Origin of the sequence: Leucobacter sp. NPDC015123, assembly GCF_043080205.1 — a bacterium.
In the GTDB taxonomy this organism is placed as follows: Bacteria; Actinomycetota; Actinomycetes; order Actinomycetales; family Microbacteriaceae; genus Leucobacter; species Leucobacter aridicollis_A.
The window spans coordinates 618380-638502 of sequence record NZ_JBIBVH010000002.1 but is presented as its reverse complement, the minus strand read 5'-3'; the positions used below and the strand labels follow the sequence as shown (position 1 = coordinate 638502).

General features: G+C 63.4%; 14 protein-coding genes and 1 rRNA gene. 5 read left to right on the top strand and 10 right to left on the bottom strand.

Translation table 11 applies throughout. The annotated features are described in order from the left end of the window. The 3 genes from rrf to ACF07D_RS06685 form a co-directional block, all read left to right on the top strand. Positions 1-94: ribosomal RNA gene (gene rrf, locus ACF07D_RS06695) — 5S ribosomal RNA — on the top strand; the annotation flags it as partial. A 143-nt stretch (positions 95-237) separates the two neighbouring features. Next, on the top strand, positions 238-912 hold the full coding sequence (locus ACF07D_RS06690; protein ID WP_391504354.1) for an esterase/lipase family protein: 675 nt from the start codon (positions 238-240) through the stop codon (positions 910-912). Positions 913-921: 9 nt separating this feature from the next. After that, entirely contained in the window at positions 922-1539 is a 618-nt protein-coding gene (locus ACF07D_RS06685; protein WP_391504353.1) for a mismatch-specific DNA-glycosylase, read from the top strand. Here the strand turns inward: ACF07D_RS06685 and ACF07D_RS06680 are convergent. From ACF07D_RS06680 to ACF07D_RS06670, 3 genes are all read right to left on the bottom strand, one after another. Next, the gene (locus ACF07D_RS06680; protein ID WP_391504352.1) at positions 1536-1802 is read right to left on the bottom strand and encodes a Rho termination factor N-terminal domain-containing protein; all 267 of its coding nucleotides are present in this window, start codon (positions 1800-1802) and stop codon (positions 1536-1538) included. The genes ACF07D_RS06685 and ACF07D_RS06680 overlap by 4 nt on opposite strands. A 44-nt stretch (positions 1803-1846) precedes the next feature. Further along, positions 1847-2026: a hypothetical protein gene (locus tag ACF07D_RS06675; protein ID WP_391504351.1), complete on the bottom strand. Its 180-nt coding sequence runs from the start codon at positions 2024-2026 to the stop codon at positions 1847-1849. A 211-nt stretch (positions 2027-2237) separates the two neighbouring features. Continuing rightward, on the bottom strand, positions 2238-4835 hold the full coding sequence (locus ACF07D_RS06670; RefSeq protein WP_391504350.1) for a LuxR C-terminal-related transcriptional regulator: 2598 nt from the start codon (positions 4833-4835) through the stop codon (positions 2238-2240). 333 nt (positions 4836-5168) lie between these two features. On the opposite strand from ACF07D_RS06670, the gene ACF07D_RS06665 reads away from it, so the two are divergent. Together ACF07D_RS06665 and ACF07D_RS06660 are read left to right on the top strand one after the other, a co-directional pair. Beyond that, complete coding sequence (locus ACF07D_RS06665; protein WP_391504349.1) at positions 5169-10964, top strand: CshA/CshB family fibrillar adhesin-related protein; 5796 nt, start codon at positions 5169-5171, stop codon at positions 10962-10964. A gap of 93 nt (positions 10965-11057) precedes the next feature. Beyond that, complete coding sequence (locus tag ACF07D_RS06660) at positions 11058-12593, top strand: asparagine synthase-related protein (protein WP_391504366.1); 1536 nt, start codon at positions 11058-11060, stop codon at positions 12591-12593. Between the two features lie 76 nt (positions 12594-12669). Here ACF07D_RS06660 and ACF07D_RS06655 read toward each other — a convergent pair whose 3' ends face one another. From ACF07D_RS06655 to ACF07D_RS06625, 7 genes are all read right to left on the bottom strand, one after another. Next, positions 12670-13605, bottom strand: coding sequence for a glycine betaine ABC transporter substrate-binding protein (locus ACF07D_RS06655; RefSeq protein WP_391504348.1), 936 nt, complete (start codon positions 13603-13605; stop codon positions 12670-12672). 32 nt (positions 13606-13637) lie between these two features. After that, positions 13638-14435 carry an ABC transporter permease gene (locus tag ACF07D_RS06650; RefSeq protein WP_119282532.1) on the bottom strand — a complete coding sequence of 266 codons (798 nt, stop codon included), beginning with the start codon at positions 14433-14435 and terminating at the stop codon, positions 13638-13640. Continuing rightward, positions 14432-15622: a betaine/proline/choline family ABC transporter ATP-binding protein gene (locus ACF07D_RS06645; RefSeq protein WP_391504347.1), complete on the bottom strand. Its 1191-nt coding sequence runs from the start codon at positions 15620-15622 to the stop codon at positions 14432-14434. Before ACF07D_RS06645 ends, ACF07D_RS06650 begins: the two co-directional genes overlap by 4 nt. Further along, positions 15619-16263, bottom strand: coding sequence for an ABC transporter permease (locus tag ACF07D_RS06640; RefSeq protein WP_391504346.1), 645 nt, complete (start codon positions 16261-16263; stop codon positions 15619-15621). Before ACF07D_RS06640 ends, ACF07D_RS06645 begins: the two co-directional genes overlap by 4 nt. Positions 16264-16434: 171 nt before the next feature. Continuing rightward, positions 16435-18240: a glutaminase A gene (gene glsA, locus ACF07D_RS06635; RefSeq protein WP_391504345.1), complete on the bottom strand. Its 1806-nt coding sequence runs from the start codon at positions 18238-18240 to the stop codon at positions 16435-16437. Positions 18241-18284: 44 nt separating this feature from the next. Further along, entirely contained in the window at positions 18285-19214 is a 930-nt protein-coding gene (locus tag ACF07D_RS06630; protein WP_391504344.1) for a glycine betaine ABC transporter substrate-binding protein, read from the bottom strand. 295 nt (positions 19215-19509) lie between these two features. Further along, on the bottom strand, positions 19510-19926 hold the full coding sequence (locus ACF07D_RS06625; RefSeq protein WP_391504365.1) for a septum formation family protein: 417 nt from the start codon (positions 19924-19926) through the stop codon (positions 19510-19512). Positions 19927-20123: the final 197 nt, after the last annotated feature.

The following is a 20123-nucleotide window of genomic DNA, read 5'->3' as shown; positions in this document are numbered from 1 at the left end:
AACGCCCGGTCACATTCCGAACCCGGAAGCTAAGGCTGACAGCGCCGATGGTACTGCGAGGGGGACCTCGTGGGAGAGTAGGACACCGCCGAACATTTTGTTGAGAAAGCCCCGGAGCAATTGCGCTCCGGGGCTTTCGTCATTTCAGGGACCTTTGTCCACCCGCGCCGCAGTGAAGCTACGATAGCCAGTGTGGGGCACGGAGTGGGTGCGCCGCCCGAAGGTTTTGGGGGCTGCATGAAAGGCGTTGGCCGGTTGCGTAAGGCGTACTGGTGGGTGCTCGACTATGGGTACGCAGCTGCTTGGCAGGTTCGTTCCTTACTCCCCGGGCCCAAGCCCGAACAGTTTCTCGACGGTGACCAAGCTCCTGTGATTGTCCTGCCCGGGGTCTACGAGTCCTGGAAGTTCATGCTTCCGCTTGTGCGCGAACTTCATGCGAACGGGCACCCGGTCCATATCGTTCCCGGCCTCGGCCGGAATCGGGTTCCGGTCATGGAAGGTGCGAGCATGCTGGCTTCGTACCTCCAACGTGAGAACCTGACCGACGTCGCACTTGTTGCGCATAGCAAGGGCGGACTCATCGCGAAGCACCTGCTTGTCTTTGGCGACGCAGCAGCGCGGGTGCGTATCGTGGTTACCATCTCGACGCCCTTCGCCGGCTCTCGCTACGCGACGTACTTGTTGAATCGAACGCTTCGTGCGCTCGCTCCCACGAATGAGACTATGGTCTCGCTGGCCCGCGCCGTTGATGCGAACGCCAAGATCGTCTCGATCTTCCCGAGCTTCGATCCGCACATCCCAGAGGGAAGCTTTCTCGCAGGCGCGAAGAACGTCGAGTTGCCAACCGGCGGGCACTTTCGTGTGCTTGGCGACCCGGCCGCCCGCGCGGAAGTGTTGGAGTCAACGTCGTAGGATTTGAGTATGGATCGACGACCCTCGCCCATGGGTGGGCGCAAGCCCACGACAGCGGACCTGGCCCAGTTCGCGGGTCTCGACACCAACGCCCTCGACGACGTGCTTCCGCAGCCCGGAGGTGAGCGTCTCCGACTGCTCATCGTCGGGGTGAATCCGGGCCTGTGGACGGCCGCAGTGAACGCTCCCTTCGCGCGGCCGGGGAACCGCTTCTGGCCCGCGCTCCATCGCGCCGGTCTCACTGAGACCCTCGTCGATGCCTCGCGCGGTCTCAGCGAGGCCGACGAGCGGGCGCTGATTGGCGCTGGTATCGGCATTACCAATCTCGTCGGCCGCGCCACTGCGCGAGCCGACGAGCTCAGCCGAGCCGAGCTGATTGCCGGCGCGGACAAGCTACGAGGCGTTGTCACGGAGCTCCAACCGCAGCGGGTCGCCGTGGCAGGAATTACCGCGTTTAGGATCGCCTTTAGTCATCCCAAGGCAGTACTCGGCAAGCAGGATTCCTCACGCATCGAGGGTTGGCCGCGCGGTGTTGAGCTGTGGGTAGTGCCGCAGCCCAGCGGTCTCAACGCGCACGAGAACGTGGACACACTTGCTGAGAAGTGGCGGGCGGTGTTCGCCGGTTAGTGTTCGCGCAGCATGCGAATGAGTTCAGTCTTGCGCTTACGCGAGTAGCCAGTGAGGCCGAGCTCTTTCGCGCGCTTACGGAGTTCAGGCACAGTGCGATCCTCATAGTCTTTCGCCTCACCACCTCGGCGGCCAAGCGTCTGCCTCCCCTCCCGCGCGGCGGCATTCGAGATCCTTGCGGCCTTCTCCTCAGAATTTCCTTCGGCACGTAGCCGGTCGTAGAGTTCTGGGTCCTTCAACTGTGGCGTCTGCTGCTTCGGCATCTCCAGCTTCCTTCCCCTTCGCGTGCTGATGTGGTGTTCGCACCTTAGTCGGGCGTATCGAGGGTGATGAGTTCCTCATCCTGGCGCTCGGCTGAACCCTTACGCGGTTCTCGCTCGGCAGCCTCGACGGTCTCGAACGCGTCGGCGCCCTCGTGGTCGTCGAGCTCCTTGCTATCGTCAGGGCCGGTCGCGCCGGCAAGCTTGGGGTGCATCGAGTCTTGCATCTTGTCTCTCCCGTCCTCCGCGCCGGGAGGCGCTTGTGTGGGGCACTCCCAGAGCGGAACGTTAGGTCTTTCGGGTGCCTACGACGCTAGCAGCGGCAACCTGCACATGGTGTGGGTATCGCTGGGGAGTGTCCTGTGAGCGTGGGCCTGCATCGACCGGAAAATCCGCCAACGCAGCGTTGAGGCCCGCGACGACGTCGCGTCGCCGAACCTAAGCGACAGCACCTGTTGGCGTCGATCCTGCACTCTTCGGCGCATTGGATACTGCGGCGCTCAGCTCCCCTCGGGACGAGATACCGAGCTTCTTCATGGACCTAGCGATGTGATTCTCAACGGTGCGGACGCTCAGCGTGAGGCGCTCAGCAATCTCCCGATTGCTCAGGGTTGCCGTCAACGGGGCAATCTCACGCTCGCGAGGCGTCAGCGTCTCAACCCAACGCACCGGCTCGCGGACCACCACATGGCTTAGGGGCTCACGGTAGATCTGGAAAGACTGGTGCGCCTCGGAGGCAGCCCGCGCGTAGTCACCCGAAGGGATAATCCCTGCTTCCTGCTGCGAATACTCGACATCCTCGAGGAAATCGGCAGCGGTAGTGAGCTCCGACTGGGTGACAAGCTCTCCAAGATGCACCATCAACTTCGGATCCTGATGCAATGCAGCACGTGCGAATCTGATCAACGGTTTCGTCCACACGAATGGATCCTTGGCGCCGATCCGTTCAAGGATCGCAAGCGTATCCTCCGACGGGGCGAGTTGAAAGGCGAAGCGTGCTGAAGACCAAGCCGCATCAAAGAAGGAATGCTCATAGCATTCGAGGGCCTCGCTATAGAAGATCTGACCCGCTGCCTGCCGGTCACCGGTGAGCAGAACCTCGAGTGCGTCGCCGAATTCCGGCCGCATCGCGGGAAGCGGGCCGCGGAGCGCAGCGTAGCCCTTGCTTTCGCTGAGCAGCGCCGTCGCGATGTCGGATCGTCCATCGCGGAAGTGCAGAAACGCGGACCAGCGCAGCATGGCAGCGTAGAGTGCGCCGTAGCGCAGATCTAGGTCACCGATCGACAGAGCTTGGCTGAGAATCTGGCGCGCCTCAGTCACGCGGCCGATTCCGAGCAGCAGCTGTGCTCGAACGTATGAGTTGACAAGAAACGGAACTGGGTCGTCGCCGGGGCCGAGGCTCAACGGATCGGTCAGAAACTCCTCGACTGCGTCCATCGCCACGGCGCGGTGGGCAAGCGTCACGAGGCGGCTTTGCTCGGAGATCACACGCTGTATTGGCAGTGAGCCCGAGGGCTCCGCAATCTCGGCTTCGGAAAGCACATCACCAGATGTTGTCCGAATGTAGGCGGCGATCGTGCGGCTAAAGCCCACGGGATCTGTCTTGGACTGCTTCAGCCACCGCTTGATCTCGGGCTTGAGACCCTCGCGCCCGAAGAGCAGGTACATGTCGTAGGCGTCGAGGGCTGGAGCGAAATTTGGATGGAGCTTTCTGAGCGCCTCTGAGTGTCGGAGCGGCAGGGCAATGTTCTGCTGGCGAAGGATTTGCTCGTGTAGGGCGAGCTGAAGGAGCTCGGAATCCGTCGCAGCCTCTGGAGAAGTTCGTTCGAGTACCTCGACAGCTGTCGCAACGTAGGTTCCAGACTGGAGGAGCGTGTCGAGATAGGCCAGGGCCCGAGTAGGGTCTTGATTGCGGCGCCACTCGCGCCCTGACAGCACCAGCCGATGCTCAGTCTGTTCTCTCAAGAACCGAGCCAACCCGGCGTTGTGAGTCTCTTCGGTATCAGAGTGCATTGAGTAGAAGTCCGCACGCAGGGACGTGAGATCAGCAGTTGGCTCAGGGCGTGCCTTGAGATTCGCGGCGAAGCGGCCAAGCAACTCGCGTGCCGCGATGTGTTGCAGATCGATTGGGCGCTGGCGAAAGTAATCGGCAACGAGCGCGGGCCGCGGTGAGACTCGTGATCGGCCCTGTGGATCCCGGAAGACCGTCACGAGGCCACTTCGAGACAGTCTGTCAGCGGACACCGGGTCGAAGTTTTGAAATTCCTCAGCCGCCAGGTCCCCGACGAGTGACAAGGCGTGAAGTAGGCGAATAGAGGTATCGTCGAGGGGTGCGAGCAGGCGCTCGATGATTTCCTCCAGCCCCTTGTTCCAGAGGCTGCGCTCAGTCGAGATCCAGCGATCCGGGTGCTGGACGAGTTGGCCTGCCGCTTGGGTGGTCCGGAGGATGTCGGCTGCAACACCGGTAATGCCCGACGACATTGAAAAGATCTCGGATGTGATCTCTGGGCTGACGTTGCCCTGCAGAAATCGCTGGGAAAGTACGCCGACCTGCTCGAAGCTGAGCGCGCTCAGCTCCACCCGAGCTTCGGCGCGAAGCATGTGTGAGATCACTCGTTGCTCTGCAGAGAGGTTTTGGAACGGCGGGGTGACAAATACTCCCGAAACCCCTCCGCGTTGAAAGAGCGGGGCCAGAGCCTCCGCCGAATAGAGATCGAGCCACTCAGCGTCGTCGATGATGATCACCGGGCTTGGGGAACCGCTGAGCTCAATAGCGACGATGTCACGTGCTTCACTAGGGGTCATCTGCGGCGCGAGGCGATCGCCAGAGGACAACGCTTGCCGCAGGGCGCCGTAGCGCGTATTGGCGAGGGCCGGCTCGCCTGCGATACGGATGACTGTGAACCCTTGTGCGTTCAGCGCAGCCTCTAGCTCTTCGAGGAGCGTCGTGCGGCCAAACTCTTTGCTGGAAACAAGTCGCACGCTTTCATGACGGCGTGCGTGGTGAAGCAGCTTGCTCAGTTCCTTTGCGCGCATGCCACCGCTTCTCTCTGGGTCGTCAACCGCTATGTGTCCGACCGGGGTCAAGTGTGCAACAACTCGGGGTGCACTGTGTTCTTGAATGTTATACGGAAGTCGAGTGCCTTGGCATCCGTTTCATTGAGGTCTCGCCGGGCACGATGCGAGGACTCTGCCGCAGGGGGTGGAGGAACCTGCCCATATGCAGGAGCGCACCCACTGTGTATATTTGCAAGAACTCGCCGGAATTTGTGAACGAGCATTTACTTGGCTTGAGAGAAGCCGATCACGTCGCGGCGCAGAGAGGCGCTCGGGGATCACGTCAAGACAGCAGGAAGTGTGGGGGAACGCATGGTTTGGGTCAACAAACGCGTCACGAGGAAGGTCAGCCCGCGGGGCAAGTCGGCGCTGGCGGTCCTACTTGGCGCGGTTCTCGTCGTAGGCACTCTTGTCAGCGCTCCCAGTGCGGCGCAGGCCGAGTTCGCAGAGGGGGGTACGGGCGGCCATCGCGCATCGATTGACTGGTTCACCTTCGGGGAGCCGGGCCAGCCGATTGCTGAGGGGCAAACGTACACAAACGAGCGTGCGGTCGGTGACGACAAGATTGTCTCCACGTGCACTATATCCGGGATCAACGGCGAGGTAAGCACGTATCGTTCGGGCGAGTACTTAGGAGATGGGCTCTCGCGGCTCTACTACAACGGAGGTCCAGGCGGGGCGAATACGATGGTGAGCGGCATCACCAATACTCGCTTCGGGACATCAGCCAACTTCCTATTCGACTGCTCGGCCACCTACGTCACCTCGAGTGGGGCGACGACAGAGATTCCGCTGCAAGGGCTCGTCGTCGCTGACGCAGAATCGTCGAGTAAATCAACGAACGAGTGGATCCAGGTCGACCCGCGCCCAGCAGACGCTGACGTGACCTGGCGCATCATCGATCGAGCAAAGAATGCGAGCTGCCCTACCGACGACACGACGATGGCGACACCCACCGTCGAGGGGGGCCTGCGTCTCGAGCCCACTCGCTACGAATGCATCGGCTGGGCGAGCGAAGGTTTCGGGCCGATGGCTGTCGGCTTCATGGAGGGCGCGACCTCGGCGCATGTCTCGATGAACGGCGGCGGACACAGCGCCGTCGCGCTGGGAATGGTGATGAGCGTCGACTTCGGCGACGCCCCAGCCTCATTCGGCGCGGCAGGCGCGATCTTCCAGCCCGAGTGGACGGGCACCGAGATTCACAAGGGCGATGCTCCGCGCGATGTGTTTGCCGATGATTTCGTACTCGGTGCGCCGGGGGAATCGCCGTTGACGCTTGGCAGCCGAATCGACGCCGAAACCCATCACCTGCACAGCTGGGATGCGCTGCTCGATGACGAGACCGGTAGGGACCTGGACGACGGGACCTTCCCCGGCAGCGATGAGGACGCACTTCCGCTCGACGCGCTCCCGCGCGCCGAAGAGGGGCAGCTGTTCAATGACGGCGACCCACTCCTTGTCGAGTGCCGCGGAGACGGCTATGTGGCTGGCTGGCTGGACTGGAATCGTGACGGCGCGTTCGATCCAGACACCGAGCGGTCAACAGTCGCAGAGTGTAGCGGAGGGTCAGCCGAGCTCGCGTGGCCCGACCTCGCAGAACTTGGGCCCGCCGAAGGCGCGTATTCCCCCGTCGTGTACCTTCGGCTGCGGATCGCGGCATCGGTCGACGGCTTGAACCCCACCGGCGTGCTCGTGCCGACTGGAGTCGGATCTGCAGGCGAGGTAGAGGACTACGCGCTCGGCGTGCCCCTGATTGAGGCGTTCAAAGAATCGGATCCGCTCTCGGGGTCTCCTGTTCTACCCGGAGAAGAGATCACCTACACGTTGACCCTGCGCAACATCGGCGAAGTACCTGGCGACATTGTGTACGACGACTTCATCGGCGGTGTGCTTGAGAAGGCAGAATTCGTACCTGGCTCGATCTCGATTGAGTCACTCAACGGGCCCGACCCGCATGGGATCCAGGTCGTCGGTGACGGCCCCACTGGAAGCCCTGCGCGCCTCGACATCACTGGGACGATGCAGCCGGGGCAGATCGTCAACATCACCTACAAGGTGACTGTGAAGGCCGCCACCGCGGCCGGCGACATCCTCGAAAACTATCTGCTGCACGTCGACGATGATGGCGAGCCCTTCCCGGACGAGGAGACCGACGAGTGCCTCGCAAGCAACCCACGGTGCACGACGCATGAGGTGCTTGGCTCCGACCTTCAGGTCAAGAAGGGCTCAATGCCGGGCGACGGCCGGCCGGTGAGCCCCGGCGATACTGTCACCTACCGGATTGACTTCGTCAACAACGGTACCGCGATCGCGCCCGTGGACTACACGGATCACTTGGCTGAGGTGCTGAAGTACGCTGACCTGTACCCAGACAGCATCAAGATCTATGGCGCATACGTCCCCGGAAGCGCACCCCCACCCGCGCCAGAAGAGTACTCAATCGATGCGGAGTATGACGAGGCGACGCAGAGCATCCGTGTGACCGGGCAGATGCACCCGAAGAACGGCGGCCGCGTCGAGTATGTGGTGCGGGTGCACGACCCGATAACGTCCCCGGAAGCAGGAACGCCGGCGCTTGTGAACGTCGTTACCGAGGGCAGCACGACACCGCCCGAGGTCTGTGAGCCGGGAGATGAGCTCTGCACCACGCACCCTGTCGAGTTGCCGAAGCTCGTCGTGAGTAAGTCGGCAGATCCGACCTCTGGTTCGGCTGTTGTCGCTGGCCAGGAAGTGAAGTACACGCTGACCTTCGACAACACCGACGGCGGAGCGCCCGCCACTGTCAACCATGTCGATGATCTCACTGGCGTACTCGATGACGCGACAGTCACCACCGAGCCGACAGCATCGGCCGCAGGTCTCACGCCCGCACGTGACGGTGAGACGTTGACAATCGTGGGCAAAGTCCCTGCGGGAGAGCGCATCACGGTGAGCTACGGCGTCACAGTGAACAACGACGGCGAGCGAGGGGACGAGGAGCTCGCGAACTTCGTGTTCGAGGAGGGCGCTGAACCGCCGACGACGTGTGAGCCTGGTGACGACACGTGTACGACTCACCCTGTCGAGAAGCCCGAGCTTCGCGTATCGAAGGCTGCCGACCCCGAATCAGGGCAGGCAGTCATTGCGGGAGATGTGGTGAAGTACACACTCACGTTCGACAACTCGACGGGCAGCGCCCCAGCAGCAGTGAACCACGTCGATGATCTCAGTGACGTGATCGACGATGCCGATATTTCGGTTGAGCCGGTGGCGTCGGCGCCTGGGCTCGTTCCTGTGCGAACAGGGGCAACTCTGAGTGTGACAGGTGCTGTGCCGGCGGGCGAGACAATCACTGTGACGTATTCCGCCGAGGTGAAGGCCGACGATGAGCGCGGCAACGAGCAGCTCGCGAACTTCGTGTTCGAGGAGGGTAGCGAGCCGCCGACCACGTGTGAGCCTGGCGACGACACGTGCACGACGCACCCCGTCGAGAAGCCCGACCTGAAGGTTTCGAAATCAGCGGGCCCCGCTTCTGGTGAGTCTGTGATCGCTGGTCAAGAGGTGACGTACACGTTGACGTTTGATAATTCGACTGGGAAGGCGCCTGCAGAGGTGACCCATGTCGATGATCTCAGTGACGTGCTTGATGATGCTGAGCTTGTGGCCGGGCCGGTTGTTGATCCTGCTGGCGCGCTTGTTGGTGTGATTGATGAGGCGACTGGGTTGTTCCCGATTTCGGGGTCGATTGCTGCTGGCGCGAAGGCGACTGTGAGTTACACGGTCAAGGTGAAGGCTGATGGCGATCGTGGGAACGAGCAGCTCGCGAACTTCTTGTTCGAGGAGGGAGTTGAGCCGCCGACGACGTGTGAGCCTGGTGATGATCTCTGCACCACACACCCGGCGGAGTCAGCTGACGTCTCGGTGAAGAAGTCGTCAGACCCGGAGACAGGAACCGAGGTTGTTGCCGGCCAGGCTGTGAAGTACACGCTGACGTTCACGAACACAGGCACTGCGCCCGGCGACGTCGACTACACAGACAATCTGAGTGATGTGCTCGACGACGCAGGGATCACCGCGCAGCCTGCCTCGTCCGACGCGTCGCTGACTCCGACACTCACTGGCGATGAGCTCCGGGTGACCGGTCGGCTCGCGGCCGGCGCAACCGTGACAGTCAGCTACGAGGTCACTGTCAACGCTGACGGTCAGCGCGGCAACGACGTCCTCGGCAACGTTGTCGTCGAGACCGGCGAGGACCCTGTGTGTGACCCTGAGGCAGAGAACTGCACAGAGCACCCTGTCGTGTTCCCTGCCATTGAGCCCGCGAAGGGCTCCGACCCTGCCTCAGGGACAGTGCTGCACGAGGGCGACGAGGTTCGGTACACCCTCACCTTCACGAACACCGGCACCGGTGCTGGCGCACTCGCATATCGCGACAACCTTGCAGAGGTCCTGGACGCTGCGGATATCGTCGGCGGCCCGACAGTCACGCAGGGCGAGGGATCAAGTGCGACCGCGACGCTGAGCGGCGACGGCATCGACGTCGCTGGCCCCATCGCGCCGGGCGACACCGTGACTGTGACGTACACAGCGAGGGTGAAGGTCGGCATCGACCACGGCTCCCGACTGACGAACTACCTGCTCACCCCTGGCGAGGAGGTGCCTGCGCTCTGCCTCCCGGAGAACCCGCGCTGCACCGACCACCCCGCTGTGGTACCCGAGCTCGACGTCGACAAGAGCGCCGATCCAGCCTCCGGCACGCCGGTAGAGGCCGATCAGGTCGTGACCTACACGCTCTGGTTCCACAACTGGAGCCCCGCCGAGAAGCGTGTTGACTACGTCGACACCCTGATCGACGTGCTTGACGACGCGAACTTCGTCGAGGGGTCGCTCGTCGTCGACACGACAGCGCTCAAGGCAGTTCTCGCGGGCGATGAGATCCGGGTCACTGGCACACTTGCGCCCGACACTGAGACAACTGTCACTTACAAGGTGAAAGTGAAGCCTGACGCCGAACGGGTGCCAGAGGGCGAAGCTCCCACAGGAACGACTCCAAATCAGCTCGGCAACCATGTCATTGAGAGTGGTGGCGAGCCGCCGACCGAGTGCCTGCCGACCGACTGGCACTGTACAGTCAACCCGATGCCAAACGTCGTGGCGAAGAAACTCTCTGACCCGGCTTCGGGCGAGCCCGTCGTCGAGGGGCAAGAAGTTGGCTACACGCTGCAGTTTGAAAACATTGGAACTGCGGCCGGGAAGGTCGCCTATCGCGACACCCTGCGTGACGTACTCGACGACGCCGATTTCGTTGATGGCTCGCTCGCAGCCAGCGAGGGGCTTGAAGCCTCAGGTCCGACTGAGAACGAGATCATCGTGACAGGATCGCTCGAGGCCGGTGCGACAGGCACCGTCGCGTACCGCGTGAAGGTCAAGCCCGACACTGAGCGCGAGAGCACAGGCAACAACCAACTCGCGAACTTCGTGTTCGGTGAGGGCACCGAGCCGCCGACGACCTGCGAGCCCGGCGACGACTCGTGCACCACGCACCCCGCGGCCGACCTCGTCGTGACGAAGGGCGTTGACCCCGAGTCGGGAACCACTGTCGTTGCCGGCCAGGAGCTCTCCTACACGCTGACATTCTCGAACCTCGGAAACGCTCCTGGCGAGGTCGCGTACGAGGATCACCTCGGTGGCGTGCTCGACGACGCGACCCTCGTGTCAGGGCCAGATAGCGACAGCGAGCTGCTCTCGGCGACGCTCGTCGGCGACAAGATCCTGATCGGAGGCGAACTGCACCCAGGCGAGACAGTCAACGTCACCTACACGGTGAGGGTGCTCCCCGACGCCGACCGAGGCGATGACGTTCTCGGCAACTTCGTGCTGAAGCCCGGTGTGACTCCGCCGAGTGTCTGCGAGCCTGAATCGACGCTGTGCACCGAGAACCCAGTGTCTCCGACGCCGGAGCAGCCAGTTCCGCCGCTCGAGGAGACGGGTGGCGTGAGCACCCTGCCCTGGTTGCTCGGCGGTGGGGCAGTGATCCTGCTCGGTGCTGCGTTGCTCCTGGTCAGGCGCGGGCGAGCCTCCTCGCGGGCCGACAGCGCAGGCGAAGCCTCAGAGCCGACCGACGGCTAAGCCACACTGCGGGCGCGCTGGTTCAGAGCGCGCCCGCAGCGGCAGCCGATAGCCTGGAGGTTCGTCGCAACTCTCTCCAAGGAAGTGATCGTGATGTCGGCCATCGTTGCCGCGTACGGACCGTTTGATGAACACCTCGGGCAGCGCATGCTCGATCGAATGCAGCACAGAGGCCCGCACGGCCGCGGTGTGAAGCGGGTCGGTGAGGCCTGGATCGGGACACACCACCTTGCGGTCATGGACCCCGGGGCGAACCCGCCGCCGCTGTCGGCCCCTGATGCGGGGCTCTGGCTTGTCGGCGACGGGGTGATTTACAACCATCGGCGCATCCGGCAGGTACTCGGCGACGCCGGATTCGCAACAGGTTCCGACCTGGAGGCCGCCCTGCGGCTCTACGCTCGAGACGGAGTCGCAGCCTTCACCCGACTGTGGGGCACGTTCGCGCTTGCCATCGCAGGCGAGGCCGGAGAATTTGCGGTCGGTCGTGACGTTCTCGGAATCGCGCCGCTGTACTGGGCAAGGCGGGGTGCGACGACGCTGTTCGCGTCTGAGATGAAGGCATTTGATGAAGAATGGCGCGAGTTCGTCGAGCCTTTTCCTCCCGGCCACGCCTGGACTCCGAGCGGTGGTCTCGTCGCCGACCCCGCAGCGGTGTCTACCGTGCCGGTCCTGTTACAGAGTCGAGCGGCCGACGAAGAACCGCCTGCGTGGGTGTTCGACGCTGTGCGGGAGACGCTCATTCGCGCTGTCGGTGAGACGCTCGACGCGCGCAGGCCAGTCGGAATACTCCTCTCAGGCGGCGTAGATTCGAGCATCATCGCCGCGATCGCGGCGCGGCTCGCAGCACAACGCGGGGTGACGCTGCCGAGCTTCTCCGTCGGGCTCGCCGGCAGCCGCGACCTCGCCGCTGCGAAGCTTGTCGCTCAGCACGTTGGCACCGACCACCACGAACTCACGTACACCGCGGAGCACGCGATAGAGCTGTTGCCCACAATCATCGGTGAGCTCGAATCGTTCGACCCGAAGCTCGTACATTCTGCCGTACCGCACCATCTTGTAGCGGCGCTCGCCGCCGAGCACGTCACTGTCGTGCTCGCGGGCGAGGGGGCAGATGAGCTCTACGCCGGGTACTCGCACTTCGGCAGGCACACCGACGGCGCGGCTCTCCACGGCGAACTACTCGACACGCTCGACGGCATGCACGCTGGTGGCCTGCAACGGGTCGATAGGGTCGCCGGGGCGCACGGCCTCGAGCCGCGGCTCCCGTTTTTGGATCTCGACGTCGTTGAGCTTGCGATGGCGCTGCCGCCGGAGTGGAAACTCATCAGTGAGAAGCGCCCCGCGAAGTGGCTGCTTCGGCGCGCGTTCGACGGCTGGCTGCCCGACGAGGTGCTCTGGCGTCGCAAGGAGCAGTTCGGCGAGGGCACAGGCATGAACGATGTGCTCGGCGACCACTTCTCGGCGGTGCCGAAGGCGACAGAGGTAACGCCGGACGAGCTGCGTGCAGCGGCCCCCGAGCTCGACCCGCCGCTTCGCACCGCAGAGGAGCTCGCCTACTACCGTATCTTCTCGCAAGCGCTGCCGGGGATCGATGCCCAACGCACGGTCGGGCGCTTCGTCGAAGCCTAGCCTCGGCCGGCAGAAACGACGCGGCGGCCGGGGAGGAACGTTCCTCCCCGGCCGCCGCGTTGGTGTCGCTGCTGGGTTACGAGATGAACCCCTCGGCGGTCAGCCATTCCTCGGCGACGTCGCGGGGATCCTCACCGTCGTTGTCGACCTTGCCGTTGAGCTCGGTGATCGCTTCGTTCGTGAGTGCCTCCGAGATGGGGGCAAGAATTGTCGCGATCGCCGGGTACTCGTCGAGCGTCTCCTGACGCAGCGTCGCAGCTCCGGCGTACTCCACGAAGAACTGCTTGTCGTCATCGATGACAGTGAGGTCATTCGAGATCACGCGCGCGTCGGTTGAGAATACCTCGCCGAACGAGCACGACTCGCCGATCTGCGTGTAGATGAGGTTCAGGTCAAGCTCGACGATCTCCGAGAACTTGAACCCGTAGGCGTCCTGGAGGCCCGGGAGCCCGTCGTCGCGGTTGATGAACTCGCTTGCCGCGCAGATCGCAGCATCCTTCGGGTTCTTGTTCACGTAGGCTGCGACGTCTGACATCGTTGAGATGCTGTGTTCCTTTGCGAAGTCGCTCTTCACCGCGACGCGGTACGTGTTCTCAAAATTCGCAGGCTCAAGCCAAGCAATTCCGTTCGCCGCGTCCGCCTCGGCTACCGCAGCGTAGAGATCTTCGGGGAGGTCCTCGGTCGTGTTGCCGAGCACGTTCACCCAGCCTGTACCCGTGTAGTCCCAGTAGATGTCGATCTCGTTCGAGACAAGTGCTTCGCGAACCGTCGCGCTGCCAGAAATGCCAGTCTGGTCGGTGATCTTGGCACCCGCGTTCTCGAGCGCGAGCGCGGTGATCTGCGCGAGCACGTGTGACTCGGTGAACTCCTTCGAGCCAACGGTAATGCTGGCGCCCGAAAGCTCGCCGTCGGCGGACGGCGCCTTGGAATCGCCGGTACTGCAGCCGGTGAGCGCGAGCGCGATGCCCGCGCCTGCTGCGAGAACCGCGAGCGCCTTACGTGAGGTCTTCATGAGTGTCTCCTCTGAGTTGATGGATGGTGAGTCTAGAGTCCGCGCGGCCGCAGAATGTCTTCGGCGAGCCCCGCGAGATAGTCGATCGTGAGCGCAAGCACGGCGGTCAGCGTTGCGCCAACAAGCTGTACGACGAACCGGTTGGTGGTGAGGCCAGCGACAATAACGTCTCCGAGCCCGCCCGCGTTGATGTAGGTCACGAGCGTTGCAGTGCCGACGTTGATGACGAGGGCGGTGCGAATCCCGGCAAGGATCACTGGTACCGCGAGCGGCAGCTCAATCTTCCGCAGGACAGTGAAGCGAGACATTCCCATCCCACGGCCCGCCTCGAGCACCGACCTGTCGACCTGCTCGAGGCCGACGATCGTGTTCAGCAGCACCGGCACGATCGCGTAGGCGGTGAGGCCGACGATCGCCGCGTTAAAACCGAGAAACAGGAACGCGACGGCGAGGATCACCAGGATGGCGATCGTCGGAACTGCCTGGCCCAGTGTGAGCAGGGTGATGAGATACGGGCGGAACCAGCGCGCAAACCGTCTGCTCAGCAGGACACCGAGGGGCACAGCGATGACAAGCGTGCAGAGCGTCGAGACAGCGGTCAACTGGACGTGCTGCCAGATCGCAGTGGTGAGCCGCTCGGTGCTCAGCGCACGCGCCTCGATCGTGTCGAGTGTCTGGCTGGAGACGTAGGCGTAGAGCGCGAGGCAGACGGCCGCGAGCACGAGCGGCATGGTGAGGTAGCGCCCGGCTGCCTTGCGCCAGCGCCCTGTGCTTCCCGCGCCGCCTCCCGATTGGACGCGGCTTGCCGCGGCGACGTCGACGACGCTCATCCGTGCTCCTCGTCCCGAAGGCCCGCACGGGCTTCGCCGACTGCGCGACTGCGCATCGCGCGGATCGCGTCGTGGATCTGTTCGAAGTCGGCAACGCCGATGTATGCGCCCGTGCCATCAACAACCGCAGTGACGCTGTGGCGTGAGGTAATGAGGGCGTTCAACACGTCAGACAGCGTGGCGTGTGGCTCCATGTGGTTCACCGACGTGCCGAGCTCGGCGAGGGGTCGGCCTGCGGCTGCCTGCAACTCCTCGCCGTCAACCCATCGGATCGGCCGCCCAGCGGAGTCGAGCACGAGGAGCGCGCTCTCTGCGGCATGGCGAAGCTGTTCGAGTGCCGCCTCTGCAGACTCGCCTGCTGCCACCGTCGGCCATTCGCGGAGCGCGATGTCTGAGACGCGCGTGAGCCCGAGCCGTTTCAGCGAGGCGCCGCGACCGATGAAGTTCTTCACGAACTCATTCGCGGGCGCGGTCAGGATCTGCTCTGGCGTGTCGTACTGTGCGATGCGCGATCCTTCCTGCAGGATCGCGATGCGGTCACCGAGCTTGATCGCCTCGTCGATGTCGTGCGTGACAAACACGATCGTCTTGCGCATCTCGGCCTGCATGCGAAGCAGCTCGTTCTGCAACCTATCGCGTGTGATCGGATCGATCGCGCCGAACGGTTCGTCCATGAGCAGCACGTCTGGGGCCGCGCCGAGCGCACGCGCGACGCCGATACGCTGCTGCTGGCCGCCAGACAACTGCTTCGGGTACCGGTCACGGTACTCGGCAGGGTCGAGGCTTACCATCGTGAGCAGCTCGTCGACGCGTTTCGCGGTGCGAGCCTTGTCCCAGCCGAGAAGCTTCGGCACTGTCGCGATGTTCTCACCGATCGTCATGTGCGGGAACAGCCCGATTTGCTGGATGACGTAGCCGATGCGGCGCCTGAGCTTGTCTGGATTCACCTGAGTGACGTCTTCACCGTCGAGCATGATCCGCCCGCCAGAGGGTTCGATGATCCTGTTGATCATCTTCATTGTCGTCGTCTTGCCGCAGCCAGACGGGCCAACAAGCACGACGATCTCACCGGCGCGAATCTCAAGGTCGAGGCTGTCGACAGCGTTGCGATCCTGGCCGGGGTAGCGCTTGGTGAGCCCTTGGAGGTTGATCATCACGGTCTCGGTTGTCGTGGGCTGTTCAGTCATCGGATTCCCTTAGAAGTCGTGAGTCGACGCACAATGTGGAACAGCACGTCAGACAGAATGGCCAGGATGACGACGCCGAGCGCCCCCGCGAGCACGAAATTGATCGCCACGGGGGTGCCGACGCGTGCGAGGCCGGTGAATATGAAGTTTCCGAAGCCAGGCCCGTTCACGATTGACCCGATCGCGGCTATGCCGAGCAGCGACAGCGTGGTCACGCGGACGCCCGTGATGATGACAGGCCAGGCGAGGGGCAGCTCGATGCGGAAGAGTCGCTGTGCTCGGGTGAGCCCCATCCCGCGGGCAGACTCGGTGATCGCCGGGTCGACCCCGTTCAAGCCAGCGACAGTGTTGCGGATGATCGGCATGAGGCCATACATCGTGAGCGCCACGACGACGGGCTTCGCGCCAAGGCCGAGGGGGCCGAGCAACAGGATGAAGAGCGCAAACGACGGGATCGTCAGCATCGCTCCCGAGACCGCAAGGGTGAAGTCACGCGCGCGCTCGTTGCGGTGCGTGAGGACGCCGAGCGCCACGCCGAGTACCGTGGCGAGGAGTACAGATATCCCGACAACTGCGGCATGGCCGATGCCCATTTCGAGCATGTCGTCTGCGCGCTTGATTAAAAATTCGAGAAAACTCACAGTCCCTTTCGCTGTCCGCCCTCATCGTTCTCGCGCTTCGTTGTGCTCGAAGGTGTTGGCGCCACTCAAGAAACCAGAGTGTTAGCGACGGGGAGGAGGATTAATTTCCACAAGAACCTATTGTACAGCACGACGTTTCCCCAGTTCAGGGGCTTACTCAGCGCCTATCGATCAGTCTCGGATACGCGCCGCGTTTGCGCGGCTGAAGCGGTCGACGCGCATGTAGGCGTCGCGGGCGAGCGCACGCCACAGCTGCACAGCAAGGGCAGGATCGCGTTCCTCAAGCGCTTCGATCTCGTCTGCGGTCAGCACCATGAGCTCGACGGGGCCCTCGGCCTTCGCCGTGGTCTCCTGCCGGTCGTCCTCGCCGAGCGCGAGTTCGCCGAACGTCATCCCAGCGCCGAGGGTGCGTAGCCGGAACCTCGTGCCGTCTGTGTGGGAAGCGACGATGCTGATGGTGCCCGAGAGGATGAAGAACACGCCGCCGAAACGCTGCCCCACGCGACGAATCACCTCGCCGTCGTCGTAGTGGCGACGGCTCATGTGCGCCGCCAGCGCGTCGGCATCGGCTGGGGTGAGCGGTGCGAGCACGGGGGAATCGACTACGGAGACGGCGCGGGGCATTGCCTCTGGGCCACCGTAGCGCTCGAGCAGGCGGTGCTCGCACTCGGCGATTGCGCGATCGCGCGAGTCGAATATTGTGATGCCACGCGTGTCGACGTCATCGAGCACATCGTCGGGATCAACGAGCAGAATCTCGCGCCCGTTGTCTCTGAAGTCCTGGAACACCGCGTTGATCATGCGGATCCCGGCCTCGCCGACCTCGTCGACGTCGCGAACGTCAATGACAACGACATCGATCTCGTCGCCGAGGGAGCTCAACTCACGCACGACTGTCTCGGTGCCCGCGAAGAACAGGTCGCCCGCGAGCTCAATGACGAGCGCCCGCTCGCTCTGCTCCTGCAGTACGTCTGCGGCGGCCTCGGTTCGACGGATGTTCGACGGCTCCGTGTCGATCGTGCGGATCGAGCGGATCGCTGACCGCCCCTGGCGCGCCGAGCGCACAAAATGCATCTGGAGGTCTGACGAAATGCGGCGGCACGCTGCCGCGCCGCGCACACTATTGCCGTGGGTGTCGAGCGGGGGCGAGTACACCGCGAGCCCAACCTGGCCCGGGAGCACAGCGATGATTCCGCCGCCGACGCCTGACTTCGCAGGCAGCCCGACACTGGTCGCCCAGTCGCCGGCGTCGTCATACATCCCTGAGGTCATCATGACTGACAGCACTCGCTCGACTGCCTCGTATGGGAGTACCTCGGTGCCTGTCACCGGGTTCGTGCCGCCAGAGGCAAGCGTCGCAGCGATCATCGCAAGGTCGCGGCAGTCAACCTGCACCGTGCACTGGCGCAGGTAGGTTTCGAGCGCGCGGGTGGGGTCGCCCTCGACGACGCCTGCGGCACTCAGCAGGTACGCTAGCCCGTGGTTCCTGTCGCTGCGCGCGCGCTCGGCCCGGTACTCACGGCCGTCACTGCGGAGCTTACGGGCAGCGAATTCGGAGTAAGTGTGCTCAATGCGTTGAATCGGGGTGCGCCCGCCCGAACCCTTGATGAGCGAGGCGACTGCGATCGCGCCAGCATTGATCATCGCGTTCGCGGGTCTCCCGGTCTCCGGGCTCGACGAGATCTCGTTGAATGGATCGCCCGATGGCTCAACGTCGACGTGCGCATCGACAGCATCCATGCCGAGCTCGGCGATTGCGAACCCGTAGCTCAACGGCTTTGAGATCGACTGCAGCGAGAACTGCTTGCGTGTGGTTCCTACCTCGTAGATGTGACCGTCAACGGTCGCGAGGGCGATGCCAAAGTCGGAGGGATCAAGGTCTGCGCTCGACGGCCCGACCGCATACGGGACGCCGTCGCGCAGCTCCGCCAGTTCGGCGTGCACGCTGCGAAGGTAGCTCAGTACTGGTGATTCCATACTTCGGAGTGTAACTGTGAGTCAGCGCGGAGGCGCTGCTGCTGCTAGCCGATGAACCCCTCGGCGAGCAGCCACTCTTCTGCGACGTCCCTGGGATCCTCACCTTCGATATCGACCTTGCCGTTCAGCGCCGTGATTGTCGGGATCGTGAGGGCCTCCGCGATGGGGGCAAAGATGTCCGCAATTGCCGGGTACGTGTCGAGCGTCTCCTGCCGCAACGTGACCGCTCCCAAATACTCGACGAAGAAGCCGAGGTCGTCCGTGATGACCCTCAGGCTGTTGGCGGGGATACGCGCGTCGGTTGAGAACACTTCGCCGAACGAGCAGGTATCGCCGATTTGCGTGTAGATGAGGTTGAAGTCGAGCTCGACGATCTCGGAGAACGCGAAGTCGTAGGCGTGTTCAACGCCAGGCAATCCGTCATCGCGTGCAATGAACTCGCTCGCGGCACACACCTTGCCATCAGTCGGATGCGCTTTCACGTAGGCGGCGACATCTGACATCGTCTCGATCCCGTGTTCGCTGGCGAACTGCTCCGAAGTGGCGATCCGGTACGTGTTCTCGAAGTTCGCCGGCTCAAGCCAGGCGATGCCGTTCTTAGCGTCTGCCTCGGAGACCGCGCCATACAAGTCATCTGGAAGGTCGGAGGGGGTGTTCCCGAGGATGTTTACCCACCCGGTTCCGGTGTAGTCCCAGTAGATGTCGAGCTCTCCCCTCACCAGCGCTTCGCGGACTGTCGCGCTGCCAGTGAGGCCGGTTTCATCCGTGATTGTCGCGCCGGCGTTCTCGAGCGCGAGGGCCGTGATCTGACCGAGCACGAGCTGCTCGGTGAACTCCTTCGACCCGACAATGAGGCTTGCGCCCGCGAGCTCGCCGGAGCCGTCGGGCGTCGGTGCGGTGGAGCAGCCAGTGGCGGCAAGGGCGATGCTGAGCGCTGCTGCGCTGACGATGACACGGCCGGTAGGGGTGTTCATGGTGTGCTCCTCTGCTGACGACGTCGGAAGGTAGACCGGTCGAGCGTCTGACGCGAACAATGATCGTCGCCAGGTCTCGCCAATTCGCCAGTGTACAGGGGGAGTTTTCCCTGATCAGGGGCACTTCAGATCGAGTTCAGTGACGGGTCAAAGGGAAGGTACTGACGCATCATCTGAGGAGGCAACCTTGGTCGTTGGCTGCGTCTGCCAGGTTCGTGGGGCAATAGGCGAGGGGGTGCGCGCCCGACTAGCCAAGTGGTGTCGGGCGCGCACCCCCTCGCGCGCGCTGTGGGACCTAGCGGGCCGCGCCCTTCAGGCTGCCGGTGATCTTCCCCGCCGGGTCAACGATGACGCAGTTCACGGTGCGGTCGTCGAACTCGTTCCAGCCGTCCTCGGTCGGCGTGAGGGTGTAGAAGTCGAGTTCGGAATCGAAGTAGTCGATGCCGACAAACTCGTTGAACATTGCGATGCACTTGTCATTGCTCTCTTCCTCGAGCGCGGCAGCCTCAGGGAACGTTTCGCCAGCGAGCTCGAACTCGCCGAAGATCTCTTCGTCGTGCTCCTCCGCGCAGGGCACCACCGGAACGTCATACACGACGGAGTCGTCGGTTGAGTCCATGCAGTCGCCTACCGCGATCTGGTCGACCGACGCCTGCGACTGTTCGGTTACTGCACCCGAGTCGTCGCGTTCGACTGCCGTTACGGGGAAGATGCTGCAGCCAGTGAGAGCGGGAAGCAGCAGGAGCGTTGCAAGGGTTACCCCGGTTGCTGAACGGAGGCGGGTGCGTGACAGAGTAATTTTGCTTGTCCTTTCGTTCCCTGCGCTTTCGCAAGGGCGTTCCTATGTGCGTTCCTACCTTAGCCGGAGGCCCATAACGCGCTTCGCCCCGTGCGCCTGGCGAGCCAGGT

What these genes read in the sequence shown, in the direction of transcription:
- ACF07D_RS06650 (WP_119282532.1), bottom strand. Translation starts at nt 14,435, where the DNA reads ATGAGCGTCGTCGACGTCGCCGCGGCAAGCCGCGTCCAATCGGGAGGC.
- ACF07D_RS06685 (WP_391504353.1), top strand. Translation starts at nt 922, where the DNA reads ATGGATCGACGACCCTCGCCCATGGGTGGGCGCAAGCCCACGACAGCG.
- ACF07D_RS06630 (WP_391504344.1), bottom strand. Translation starts at nt 19,214, where the DNA reads ATGAACACCCCTACCGGCCGTGTCATCGTCAGCGCAGCAGCGCTCAGC.
- ACF07D_RS06675 (WP_391504351.1), bottom strand. Translation starts at nt 2,026, where the DNA reads ATGCAAGACTCGATGCACCCCAAGCTTGCCGGCGCGACCGGCCCTGAC.
- ACF07D_RS06660 (WP_391504366.1), top strand. Translation starts at nt 11,058, where the DNA reads ATGTCGGCCATCGTTGCCGCGTACGGACCGTTTGATGAACACCTCGGG.
- ACF07D_RS06680 (WP_391504352.1), bottom strand. Translation starts at nt 1,802, where the DNA reads ATGCCGAAGCAGCAGACGCCACAGTTGAAGGACCCAGAACTCTACGAC.
- ACF07D_RS06655 (WP_391504348.1), bottom strand. Translation starts at nt 13,605, where the DNA reads ATGAAGACCTCACGTAAGGCGCTCGCGGTTCTCGCAGCAGGCGCGGGC.
- ACF07D_RS06690 (WP_391504354.1), top strand. Translation starts at nt 238, where the DNA reads ATGAAAGGCGTTGGCCGGTTGCGTAAGGCGTACTGGTGGGTGCTCGAC.
- ACF07D_RS06665 (WP_391504349.1), top strand. Translation starts at nt 5,169, where the DNA reads ATGGTTTGGGTCAACAAACGCGTCACGAGGAAGGTCAGCCCGCGGGGC.
- ACF07D_RS06670 (WP_391504350.1), bottom strand. Translation starts at nt 4,835, where the DNA reads ATGCGCGCAAAGGAACTGAGCAAGCTGCTTCACCACGCACGCCGTCAT.
- ACF07D_RS06645 (WP_391504347.1), bottom strand. Translation starts at nt 15,622, where the DNA reads ATGACTGAACAGCCCACGACAACCGAGACCGTGATGATCAACCTCCAA.
- glsA (WP_391504345.1), bottom strand. Translation starts at nt 18,240, where the DNA reads ATGGAATCACCAGTACTGAGCTACCTTCGCAGCGTGCACGCCGAACTG.